Below are 9,877 nucleotides of genomic sequence, written 5' to 3' on the forward strand. Positions count from 1 at the left end.
GGTAGCAACTTGGGTGATAGTATTTCTTCGTGCCCGGCCTCGTCTTCGCCGAAAGGACCCACCCCGGCCTCAAGCGCTCCAAAAACGAGGACGCCGTGGGCCACCTCCTCACCCCTTGGGGTGGGGTCTTCGTGGTGGCCGACGGGATGGGGGGGCACCGCACCGGGGAGGTGGCGGCCAGGCTCGCCGTGGAGAGCATCCTCGGCCACTTCCACGAAGCCGAGCCCTCCCCCAAGGCTCTCCTGGAGGCCTTTGAGCGGGCCAACGCCCGCATCCACCAGGAGGCCCAGCGCCCCGAGAACCGGGGCATGGGCACCACCGCCACCTGCCTTCTCCTGGACCTGCCTTATGCCCTTGTGGCCCACGTGGGGGACTCGAGGGCCTACCTCCTGCGGGGGGAGGAGTTCAGCCTCCTCACCGAGGACCATTCCTGGGTGGCGGAAAGGGTGCGCCAGGGCCTCCTCACCGTGGAGGAGGCCCGGACCCACCGATGGCGCAACGTGATCACCAACGCCTTGGGCTCCTTTCCCCAGGCCCGGGTGGACCTGCTGGGGCTTAAGCTCTCCCCGGGGGACACCTTCCTCCTTTGCAGCGACGGGCTTTCTGGGGTCCTGGAGGACCGGACCCTCAAGGAGGCGCTGAAGAACTTTCCTCCCGAGGAAGCCGCCCGGCGTCTGGTGGAGCTGGCCAACGAGTGGGGCGGGCCCGACAACATCAGCGCCATCGTGGTGCGGGTGCCGGAGGACCTCCCGGAGTCCACCCGCCCCTACGCCCTGCCCCTGGAGGCCGCCCGGGGAGCCCCGGTGCGCCTCAAGCTCGGGGAGGAGCCCGAGAAGCTCCCCACCCAGGTCCTGGAACCCCGAAGGCCCCGGATGGACTGGCGGGACTTCCTTCTCATCCTCCTCTGGATCGTGGTGGTGGCCTACATTCTCCTGGGCTACTTCCGCCCCTGAGGCTGCTAGACTGCTAGGGGTATGGAACGGACCTTCGTGATGGTCAAACCCGATGGCTTCCGGCGCGGCCTGGTGGGGGAGATCCTGGCCCGCTTTGAGCGCAAGGGTTTCCGCTTGGTGGGGCTCAAGCTCTTGAAGATCTCCCGGGAGCTTGCCGAGCGGCACTACGCCGAACACCGGGAGAAGCCCTTTTTCCCCGGCCTAGTGGGCTTCATCACCTCGGGTCCGGTGGTGGCCATGGTCCTGGAGGGCCCGGGAGTGGTGGCCGAGGTGCGGAAGATGATGGGGGCCACCCACCCCAAGGACGCCCTCCCCGGCACCATCCGGGGGGACTACGCCACCACCATTGATGAGAACGTCATTCACGGCTCGGCCACCCCGGAGGACGCCGAGCGGGAGATCGCCCTCTTCTTCCGCCCCGAGGAGCTGCTTTAAGACCGCCCCGAAAAGGCCTTCTCCGTGCCGCCCCTAGCCCTCCTCCGGCCCCTGGGGGAGGGTCTGGGCCCGCAGGCGCTCCCAGGGGAAGTCGTCCAGGGGGTAGAAGCGGTCCGCCTGCTGGGCCAGGCGGTGGGAGGAGAGGGCGTGGAAGGTGGTGTTCTCCACCTGCTTGCCCATGTCCTGCACCACCCGCACCACCTCGGCGAAGTCCCCGTCCCCGGAGACCAAGACCGCCACGTCGTAGGCATCGGCGTAGGCCAGGCGCAGGATGTCGATGGCGATCTGGATGTCCACCCCCTTCTCCACGAAGCCGTCCGCCCGCCTTTCCAGCCTTCCCAGGCGCACGGCCACGTAGGGCACCCGCTTCAGGTAGTTGAGGAAGCTCTGGTGGGCCTTGGCGGCGGGGTCTTCGGGGGGCAGGGGGGCGTTGTAGTAGTAAGCTCGAAGCAGCTTTCTCCCAGCGGCGAGGAGGGTGATGAACTCCACGAAGTTCAGCCGATAGTCCGAACCCAGATGCTGCACCAACCCCTTGTAGAGGTTGGAGCCGTCGATAAATATGGCTACCCTTTCCATACGGGCCCGCCCCTTCCCGGGCACCCTCAGTTTATCCCCTAAGGGTGAGAAGGTTTATAGCCCACCGCTCCTTTGAGCGGTGGGGGAGGTATACCGCTTTCGGCTTAGTCCTTACTGGGCAGGGGAATCCTACCACGCCTTTCCCATGAGCGCAAGATGAGGGAAAATGCGCTCTAGGAGCGTTTTTTTTGCGTTTCCGCGTACACGTCGCGGAAGACGCCGGGAATGGGGGCGTGGGGCTTGTGGACCCGCACCCTCACCGCCTGGAGGCGGGGAAAGGCCTCCATGAGGGCTTCCGCCAGGTGGTCCGCCAGGGCTTCTATCAGGTAAAAGCGGCGGTGGCGCACCGCCTCCTCCACCAGGGCGTAGACGGCGGCGTAGTCCACGGTTTCCTCGAGGCGGTCCCCCTTGCCCTCAAAGGGCACCGTGAGCCAGAGGTCCACCACGAAGCGGGCCCCGAGCCGCCCCTCTTCGGGCATGACCCCGTGGTGCCCGTAGAACTCCAGGCCCAAAAGGGCGATCTCTCCCATCCTCACCTCCTAGTCTGGGGCGGTGAGGGCCTTCCAGACCGCCAGGGCCTCCCGGTGGGCCCGCACGTCATGTACCCTTAGCAGCCTCGCCCCCTTCTGCGCCGCGTAGAGGTGGGCGGCCACCGAGCCCAAAACCCGGTCCCTGGGCGCTTCCACCCCGGTGAGCTCCCCGATCATGCGCTTGCGGGAAAGCCCCACCAAAACGGGGTGGCCCAGGGCCACGATCTCCTCGAGGCGCTTGAGGAGGGCCAGGTTGTGGGGGAGGAGCTTGCCAAAGCCAAACCCGGGGTCCAGCACCACCTGGGGCACCCCCGCCTTAAGGGCCCTTTCCGCCTGGGCCTGAAGGAAGGCCTTCACCTCCGCCACCACGTCCCGGTAGCGGGCGTGGGCCATCATGGTGGCGGGGTCGGGCACGGGCATGTGCATGACCACCGCCGCCACCCCAAAGCGGGCCGCCAGGGCCACCATCCGCTCGTCCCTAAGCCCGGTGACGTCGTTCAGGAGGTGGGCCCCGAGCTTTAGGGCCTCCTCGGCCACCTCGGGCTTACGGGTGTCCACGCTCACCGGAACCCCCAGTTCCAGCACCGCCTCCAGGACGGGGAGAAGCCGCCTCTTTTCCTCCTCCACCGGCACGGGAACCGCCCCAGGCCGGGTGGATTCCGCCCCCAGGTCCAGGAGATCCGCTCCTTCCTCCACCAGGGCTTTGGCCCGGGCCAGGGCCTTTTCCGGCTCCAAGTAGAGGCCCCCATCGGAGAAGGAATCGGGGGTGAGGTTGAGAACCCCCATAAGCCGGGGTTCGGAGAGGTCCAAGGTACGGTCCCTAAGCCAAAGCACGCCCGGATTATAATGGCGGCGAGGGGGTGAAGGATGCGCCTTTTGGCAGCGGTGGATCTGGGAGAGGCTCTCGAGGCCGTGGTGGAAAGCGCCCGTTTTCTGGAAAGGGGCCTAGGAGTACCCGCCTTGCTGCTCCACGTGGTGCCCGCCTCCTACTGGGAGGCCCTGGGGAGGCGTTTTCCCCACCTAGCCCCTAGGGCGGAAGAGGTGTTGCGCCTCGCCGAGGCCGAGGTGGAAAAGGCCCTTGGCGCCACCGGTCTTCCCGCCCAGGTCCTTCGGGGGTTTCCCGCCCAGGCGGTGGCGGGCGAGGCTCTAAAGAGCAAGCTGGTGCTTCTGGGTCGGGGCGGGGAGGCGCCCCTCGAGGCCATGGCCAGGGGAGGGCTCGTCCGCTACCTCCTCCACCGGGGGGAAGTGCCCGTCCTCCTCCTGCCCAGGGCGCTTACCCGGGTGGACCGCATCGCCGTGGGCCTGGACGACAGCCCCGCAAGCCTGGCCGCCTTCCGTGTGGCCGAGGCTTGGGGCAAGGCCCTAGGGGCGGAGGTTTTGGGCCTCCACCTGGTGAGCAGGGAAGGGGGGTGTTGCTTCCCCACCTACCTGGACCCGGCGAGGCTTTCTGCCCGGGAGGTCCTGGAAAGGGCGAGGGCCCACCTGGAAGGCCTTCTCCGGGCCACCGGGGCGGTGGAGGTGACCTGGGGGGAGGAAGAGCTGGACCTTTTGAGGCTGGCCGAATCCCGGGGAGCGGACCTCTTGGTGCTGGGCTCCAAGGCCAAAAGCTCCTGGCGCCACCGCCTGGGGCGGATGGTGGAGGTCCTCGCCCTGCGAAGCCCCCTGCCCCTTTTGGTGGTCCCGGAGGCCGCGGTCTGGTAAGGTGGGGCGCATGCGCCACGGGCCCGGCTGGTTCCTTGCCCTATCCGCCTACTGGTTCGCCACCAGCTTCAAGTGGTTCCTGGTCCTCCTGGTGCTCCTCCCGGCCAAGGTGGCGGAGGTCTCCCCCCCGGAGGAAAAGGCCTCGAGGCTCGGCTTCCTCTTCGGCTTAGGGGCGGTGATGGCCATCCTGGGCCCGCCCCTCATGGGCTACCTTTCGGACCGCCTGGGGCGGCGGAGGCCCTTCCTCCTTTGGGGGAGCCTGCTCACCGCCCTAACCCTTTGGCTTTTGGTCCACGCCCCGAGCTACGGGGCGCTCCTTGGGGCCTACCTCCTCCTGCAGCTCGCGGACGACCTGGCCACCGGCCCCTACTCCGCCCTCATCCCCGACCTGGTGCCCAGGGGAGAACGGGGCCAGGCCTCGGGGTATATGGGGGCCTTGCAGGTCCTGGGGCAGGTGCTGGGGGGAGCGGTGGGCTTTGGGCTTTCCCTGGCGCCCCAGGCCTACCTGGCGGCCCTGGTCAACCTCCTGGGGGCCGCCCTTAGCCTCCCCTTGGTGCCCGAGCGCCTGCCCCAGGCCAGCCCCCGCCCCTTCCTCGCCGCCGTGGCCGCTCCCTGGCGCGACCGGGACTTCCTTCTCGTCTACCTCACCCGCTTCTTGGTCATGCTGGGCTTCTACCTGGCCCAGACCTACCTCCAGTACTTTCTGGCCGACGTGGTGGGGGTCTTCACCGTCCTGGGGCGGGTGCTCACGGAGGAGCCCTTCCAGGCGGTGGCCCTTCTGGGCCTCCTCATCTCCCTGGGGGCGGCTTTGGCCAGCGTGCCTGCGGGGAGGGCCTCGGACCGCCTGGGCCGCAAGCCCCTCATCTACCTCTCCGGGGCCGGGCTTGGGCTTCTGATGCCTTTTGTTCTCCTCTTCCCCCGCTACGAGGTCCTCCTTGCCCTCTCCCTCTTCTTCGGCCTCTTCTACGGGGTGTACTTGGCGGTGGACTGGGCCTTGGTCTCCGACGTCCTCAAGGACCCCCGGGCCCACGCCACGGACATGGGCCTCTGGCAGACCTCCATCGTGGTGCCCCAGGTGCTGGCCGGGGCTTTCGGCCGCCCCTTGGACCTCCTGAACGCTCGGGAGCCCGGGCTGGGTTACTGGGCGCTTTTCCTCTTGGCGGGGACCTTCTTCCTCCTAGGGGCGTTCTTGGTGGCGGGCATCCGCCGATCCCGTTGAGCGCCCTGAACGGGATTCCCGCCTCTACCGCCAAGACGTCCTATCTGCCCCTAGGCCGCTACACTAAGGCCATGGACCTCACCCACTTCAAGGACGGCAAACCCCACATGGTGGACGTCACGGAGAAGCCCGCCACCTTCCGCACCGCCACCGCCGAGGCCTTTGTGGAGCTCACGGAAGAGGCCTTGGCCGCTTTGGAAGGGGGCGGGGTGGGCAAGGGCGATCCCCTGGCGGTGGCCCAGCTGGCCGGGATCATGGCCGCCAAGAAGACCGCGGACCTCATTCCCCTCTGCCACCCCCTGCCCCTCACCGGGGTGGAGGTGAGGGTGGCCCTGGAGCGGGAGGTCCGGCGGGTCCGCATAGAGGCCACGGTGAGGACCAAGGCGGAGACGGGGGTGGAGATGGAAGCCCTCACCGCTTGCGCCGTGGCCGCCCTGACCGTGTACGACATGCTCAAGGCGGCCTCCAAGGGGCTCGTGATCTCCCAGGTGCGGCTCCTCCACAAGGCGGGCGGAAAGAGCGGGGAGTGGCGGCGGGAGGAGTAAAGGTACCCCCAAGGTGTATACTTAGGGCATGCGCCTGGCCATAGCCCTCGCCAAGCGGGACGAGACCAAGGTGTATCCCGGCCCCTTCGGCCACGCTCCCCGCTTCGCCATCTACGAGGTGGCCGAGGACGGAAAGCCCCGCCTACTGGAGGTGCGGGAGAACCCCTACGCCGCCATGGAAGGGGGGGACAAGCACCAAAGGATGCGGGAGCTCCTTAAGGACGTGGACCTACGGGTGGGAGCCCGCTTCGGCCACGGGGGGTCCTTGGGGGCGTTTCCTTTGGCGGACCGCCTCGAGGTGGGCCCGGTAAGCGTGGCCGAGGCCCTGGAGCGGGTCAGGGAACGCCAAAATAGCGCCTGAGGAGCTCGCGGTCCTCCGGGGAAAGGGGGGTGCGCTCCAGGTAGACCTCTACCCCCTGCCGCACCCTCTCCGGCGGCTGGCCTTGGGGCCAGGGGGTGGGTAGGGGAGAGGCCCCTCCTTGGTCCTCCGGCGAGAGCAGACCCTCCTCCGGCCCCGAGGGGAGGGGGGGAGGCTCGAGGGAAGGGCCTTGGGTCTCCCTCTCCCCTAGCCTCGGGGTTCCCTGCGGGCGCTGCCCCGAGGGGGCTTCCCCTGGCCCGGGACGCCCCCCTTCCTGGCCGGAGGCGGGGGCCTCCCTTTCCTCCCGTCCCCCCGGGAAAGAAGGGGTTTTCGTGCCCGAGGAAGAAGGGGTTGGGCCCGGAGGGCCGCCCTGCGTGGCCTCGGCCCCGGCCTGGCCCTCATCCCGAGGGCCCTTCCCCTCCGGCGAGGAGGCTTCCCGTGCGGGCTCCACGGTGCGCTCCACCCCGGGCGGGAGCCAGGTCCCGCCTCCCGGGTCCTTCCAGAGGGCGGGGGCCAGGGCCAGAACCAGGACCAGGAGGTAGGCCAGAAGAAGCCAGCCGGGAAAAGAGGGGAGCTCCACCCGCGCGCGCCTGGCCTCCTGCCAAAGGCGCTCCTCCCCGTAGGCCAAAGCCGTGGGGTAGGCGAGGCTTTTCCGGGCGATGGCCCTTAGGGCCTGGCCCTCAAAGGGCCGGGCAGGAAGCAGGAGGGCAAGGGGGGAGGCTAGGGCCCAAGTGGGATGGAGAAGGCCCAGCAGAGCCAGGCCCAAGGCCAGGCCGAGGCGGTAGCGCCAGGCCAGGCGGTCCGCGTAAAGGCGGTGAAACCCTGGGCCCATGCCTAAGGCCATTATCCCTCCGGGGCGGCTGGAAAGGGTGGCCCGGGGCCTAAGGCCCCGGGGGGAGGGAGTACACCGGTCTACTTGACCGGGGGACGGGACTTGAGGACTTCTTGCGGGGAGAACGCCCTGGCCCTTTGCGCCTTCACCTCGGCGGCGGCGATGGGCTTGGCCTTGGACTTGGCGAAGGCGGTGAGGACGTGGTTGAGGAGGTCGGCCACCTCCTGGTCCTTGAGCTGGCGGAAGGTAGGCATGACGCCGTTGTAGGTCTTTCCCTTCACGGTCAAGGGCCCTTGGAGGCCGTAAAGCACCACCCGGATCAGGTACTCCCGGCCCCCTTTGGCCTGGACCAGCTTGTCCAGGTGGGTGAGGGGCGGGAAGGCCCCGGGGAGGCCCTGGCCTTGAGCCTGGTGGCAGCTCTGGCAGTGGGCGGAGAAGAGCTTGGCCCCAGGGCTTTGCGCCAAGGTCAACAGCCCCAAGAAGGGGAGCAGGAAAACTAGGCGCCGCATACCCCAAGCATAGGGCCCCCCCGGGCCTCAGGCTAGGGGCATTTGTCCTTGGGGGGTGTAGGCACACCGCGGGTCGGCGGCCAAGGGGTCTCCGGTCTCGGCCCAGGCCCTGGCCCGGCTCCCCCCGCAAATCCCCCGGTACTCGCAGGCGCCGCACTTTCCTTTCAGGAGGTCCTTGTCGCGGAGCGCCCGGAAGAGGGGGCTCTCTCGGTAGATTTCCAGGAGGGGTTTTTCCCGGATGTTCCCGGCAGAGAGGGGGAGGAACCCGGAAGGGTAGACCTCTCCCGTGGAGGAGACGAAGACGAACCCGAAGCCGTCGGAGAGGTGGACGCCCCGCCCCTCCCCCACCAAAGCCCCGTCCTCTCCTCCTTCCCTCCGGCGGCGCTCCAGGGCTACCCGGCGGAACATGGGGCCCTCGGTGGTGCGCACCTTGAAGGGGTAGCGGCGGGAGAGATCGTAGAGGAGGTGCATGACCTCCTCGTACTCTTCCGGGGAGAGCTGGTCCAAAAGGGCCCCCCGGCCCACGGGTACCAGGAAGAAGACCTCCCAGGTGGCCACGCCCTTCTCCGCCAGGATCGCGGCGATACCGGGGAGTTCCTTCCAGGTGCGGCGGGACACGGTGGTGTTCACCTGGGTCATGAGGCCCACCTCCCGGGCCCAGTCCAAGGCCTTAAGGGCCAGGGCGAAGGTGCCCGGCACGCCCCGGAAGCCGTCGTGGGCCTCGGGGCTTGCCCCGTCCAGGGAGATGGCCATCTGGTGAACGCCGAGCTTTCGGAAGCGGGCGACCACTTCTCGGGTAAGCCTGGGGGTAACCGCGGGGGTGAGGCCCACCTTGAGGCCGAGGCGCCTGGCCTCTTCCAAGAGGAGGAAGAGGTCGGGGCGGGCCAGGGGGTCGCCGCCCGTGGGCAGGAGGATGGGCTTGGGGGTGTAGGTGGCCAGCTCCCGCAAAAGCCTTAGGCCTTCCTCCGTGGAAAGCTCCCCGGGGAGGGGGTCGGGCTCAGCGGAGGCCCGGCAGTGGAGGCAGGCCAGAAGGCAGGCCCGGGTCATCTCCCAGGCCACCAGGAGGGGGAAGCGGTGGAGGTCGGGCTTCATGCCCTAAGGATGGGGGAGGGGTTGGGGGACAGGTGTCCCTAGCGGGGCAGGGCGAGGCGGTAGGTGAAAAGGCGGGCTTCCTTGGGCTTCAGGGCCGCCTCGAGGCGGTACCCCTCCGGCACGAGGACCGCCCCGGGGAAGTCCAGCCGGAAGCCCCGGGGAAAGGTTTCGGCGAGGAGGAGGTGAACGGGGTAGGGGTAGGGGTTTTCCAGGCGGGTCTCCACCCGGTAGGTGGCCTCCTTCTCGGTCTGGGCCAGAAGCTCCACCTTCCGGCCGAGGCGGGCCATCAGGTCCTGGCCGAGCCAGACCTCCGCCACCTCCCCTTGGGGCGTGGCCGGGAGGAGGGCCTGGCCCAGGAAAAGCCCCCCTTCCACCGCCTCGAGCCCCCCGGGGGCGAGGGGGAAAGGCGCCCTGAAGCGGTAGCCCCGCTCCAAGGGGAGGAGGCTTTCCGCGCGGAAGGGGCCTTGGTAGCGGAGAAGCCTCTCCGGGTCCACCTCCTTTCTGAGGAAGGGAAGCTCGGTGGTGCCGGGGAAGAGGGTCCTTGGGGGAAGCTCGTAGCGGAAGAGGCCAAAGGGGCTTTCTGAGGCGGGGGTTTCCTCCAGGGACAGGGCGCGGAGGGCAGCCTGGGGGACGGCCCGGGCCCGCACCTCCCCGGCGAAGAGGGTGAGCCTTTCCGCCCTCAAGGCCTCCCCTTCAAGCCTAAGGCGGGCCCAGGCGGTGAGCTGGCCTTCTTCAAGGGTGTAGAACACCTCTCCGGAAAGCCCCGTATAGAGGTAGCGAAGCGTCGCCTTCCCCTCCCCCCGGTAGCGGAAGAGCACGGCGCTTCCCTGGAAGACCCGTTCCGTTTCCTCCACCCCAATAAGGCGCAAGGAGCCCGGGAGGATGCGGGAAAACTTCTCCCCGGCCAGAAAGACCCAGGCCCCAGCGGGAAGGTCCACGGGCTCCTTCACCTCGGCGAAGCCGGGGTAGACCGCCACCTCTTGGGCCAGGGCAGAAAGGCCTAGGGCGAGGAGGGCGAGGCTTTTTTTCATACCCCCATTCTACAGGATTCTACAGGCGATGGCGGCCACTTCCCAGACTTGACCGATATGCGGCTCCTGGGGTAAAGAAGGGGCATGACCCTGCGC

At 68.6% G+C, this 9,877-nt stretch carries 13 protein-coding genes; 6 read left to right on the forward strand and 7 right to left on the reverse strand.

What is annotated here, in order from left to right; translation table 11 throughout:
- Positions 1-29: 29 nt before the first annotated feature.
- Positions 30-953, forward strand: a complete 924-nt coding sequence (locus ABJK26_RS01315) for a PP2C family serine/threonine-protein phosphatase (RefSeq protein ID WP_347240390.1) — start codon at positions 30-32, stop codon at positions 951-953.
- Between the two features lie 21 nt (positions 954-974).
- Positions 975-1,388 carry a nucleoside-diphosphate kinase gene (gene ndk, locus ABJK26_RS01320; protein WP_347240391.1) on the forward strand — a complete coding sequence of 138 codons (414 nt, stop codon included), beginning with the start codon at positions 975-977 and terminating at the stop codon, positions 1,386-1,388.
- 33 nt (positions 1,389-1,421) lie between these two features.
- Here the strand turns inward: ndk and ABJK26_RS01325 are convergent, their stop codons facing one another.
- From ABJK26_RS01325 to folP, 3 genes are all read right to left on the reverse strand, one after another.
- On the reverse strand, positions 1,422-1,964 hold the full coding sequence (locus ABJK26_RS01325; RefSeq protein WP_347240392.1) for an NYN domain-containing protein: 543 nt from the start codon (positions 1,962-1,964) through the stop codon (positions 1,422-1,424).
- 173 nt (positions 1,965-2,137) lie between these two features.
- On the reverse strand, positions 2,138-2,494 hold the full coding sequence (folB, locus tag ABJK26_RS01330) for a dihydroneopterin aldolase (protein WP_347240393.1): 357 nt from the start codon (positions 2,492-2,494) through the stop codon (positions 2,138-2,140).
- Between the two features lie 9 nt (positions 2,495-2,503).
- Positions 2,504-3,328 (reverse strand): dihydropteroate synthase, encoded by an 825-nt coding sequence (folP, locus tag ABJK26_RS01335; protein WP_347240394.1) that lies wholly within the window; start codon positions 3,326-3,328, stop codon positions 2,504-2,506.
- Between the two features lie 33 nt (positions 3,329-3,361).
- Between folP and ABJK26_RS01340 the strand changes: the two genes are divergently transcribed.
- From ABJK26_RS01340 to ABJK26_RS01355, 4 genes are all read left to right on the forward strand, one after another.
- On the forward strand, positions 3,362-4,195 hold the full coding sequence (locus tag ABJK26_RS01340) for a universal stress protein (protein ID WP_347240395.1): 834 nt from the start codon (positions 3,362-3,364) through the stop codon (positions 4,193-4,195).
- Between the two features lie 10 nt (positions 4,196-4,205).
- The gene (locus ABJK26_RS01345) at positions 4,206-5,414 is read left to right on the forward strand and encodes an MFS transporter (protein WP_347240396.1); all 1,209 of its coding nucleotides are present in this window, start codon (positions 4,206-4,208) and stop codon (positions 5,412-5,414) included.
- 71 nt (positions 5,415-5,485) lie between these two features.
- The gene (gene moaC, locus ABJK26_RS01350) at positions 5,486-5,959 is read left to right on the forward strand and encodes a cyclic pyranopterin monophosphate synthase MoaC (RefSeq protein WP_347240397.1); all 474 of its coding nucleotides are present in this window, start codon (positions 5,486-5,488) and stop codon (positions 5,957-5,959) included.
- A 28-nt stretch (positions 5,960-5,987) separates the two neighbouring features.
- Entirely contained in the window at positions 5,988-6,320 is a 333-nt protein-coding gene (locus ABJK26_RS01355; RefSeq protein ID WP_347240398.1) for a NifB/NifX family molybdenum-iron cluster-binding protein, read from the forward strand.
- Here ABJK26_RS01355 and ABJK26_RS01360 read toward each other — a convergent pair.
- The 4 genes from ABJK26_RS01360 to ABJK26_RS01375 all read right to left on the reverse strand — a co-directional run bounded on the left by ABJK26_RS01360 (position 6,295) and on the right by ABJK26_RS01375 (position 9,781).
- Positions 6,295-7,149 (reverse strand): hypothetical protein, encoded by an 855-nt coding sequence (locus ABJK26_RS01360; RefSeq protein ID WP_347240399.1) that lies wholly within the window; start codon positions 7,147-7,149, stop codon positions 6,295-6,297. The genes ABJK26_RS01355 and ABJK26_RS01360 overlap by 26 nt on opposite strands.
- A gap of 80 nt (positions 7,150-7,229) precedes the next feature.
- On the reverse strand, positions 7,230-7,658 hold the full coding sequence (locus tag ABJK26_RS01365; protein ID WP_347240401.1) for a cytochrome c: 429 nt from the start codon (positions 7,656-7,658) through the stop codon (positions 7,230-7,232).
- 27 nt (positions 7,659-7,685) lie between these two features.
- Positions 7,686-8,750 carry a radical SAM protein gene (locus ABJK26_RS01370; RefSeq protein ID WP_347240402.1) on the reverse strand — a complete coding sequence of 355 codons (1,065 nt, stop codon included), beginning with the start codon at positions 8,748-8,750 and terminating at the stop codon, positions 7,686-7,688.
- Positions 8,751-8,788: 38 nt separating this feature from the next.
- The gene (locus ABJK26_RS01375; RefSeq protein WP_347240403.1) at positions 8,789-9,781 is read right to left on the reverse strand and encodes a hypothetical protein; all 993 of its coding nucleotides are present in this window, start codon (positions 9,779-9,781) and stop codon (positions 8,789-8,791) included.
- Positions 9,782-9,877: the final 96 nt, after the last annotated feature.

Source organism: Thermus sp. (genome assembly GCF_039793865.1).
Taxonomy (GTDB): domain Bacteria; phylum Deinococcota; class Deinococci; order Deinococcales; family Thermaceae; genus Thermus.

Coding starts and splice junctions, on each gene's coding strand:
- ABJK26_RS01340 (WP_347240395.1), top strand. CDS start 3,362: ATGCGCCTTTTGGCAGCGGTGGATCTGGGAGAGGCTCTCGAGGCCGTG.
- ABJK26_RS01345 (WP_347240396.1), top strand. CDS start 4,206: ATGCGCCACGGGCCCGGCTGGTTCCTTGCCCTATCCGCCTACTGGTTC.
- ABJK26_RS01355 (WP_347240398.1), top strand. CDS start 5,988: ATGCGCCTGGCCATAGCCCTCGCCAAGCGGGACGAGACCAAGGTGTAT.
- ABJK26_RS01360 (WP_347240399.1), bottom strand. CDS start 7,149: ATGGGCCCAGGGTTTCACCGCCTTTACGCGGACCGCCTGGCCTGGCGC.
- ABJK26_RS01365 (WP_347240401.1), bottom strand. CDS start 7,658: ATGCGGCGCCTAGTTTTCCTGCTCCCCTTCTTGGGGCTGTTGACCTTG.
- ndk (WP_347240391.1), top strand. CDS start 975: ATGGAACGGACCTTCGTGATGGTCAAACCCGATGGCTTCCGGCGCGGC.
- ABJK26_RS01325 (WP_347240392.1), bottom strand. CDS start 1,964: ATGGAAAGGGTAGCCATATTTATCGACGGCTCCAACCTCTACAAGGGG.
- ABJK26_RS01370 (WP_347240402.1), bottom strand. CDS start 8,750: ATGAAGCCCGACCTCCACCGCTTCCCCCTCCTGGTGGCCTGGGAGATG.
- ABJK26_RS01375 (WP_347240403.1), bottom strand. CDS start 9,781: ATGAAAAAAAGCCTCGCCCTCCTCGCCCTAGGCCTTTCTGCCCTGGCC.
- folB (WP_347240393.1), bottom strand. CDS start 2,494: ATGGGAGAGATCGCCCTTTTGGGCCTGGAGTTCTACGGGCACCACGGG.
- moaC (WP_347240397.1), top strand. CDS start 5,486: ATGGACCTCACCCACTTCAAGGACGGCAAACCCCACATGGTGGACGTC.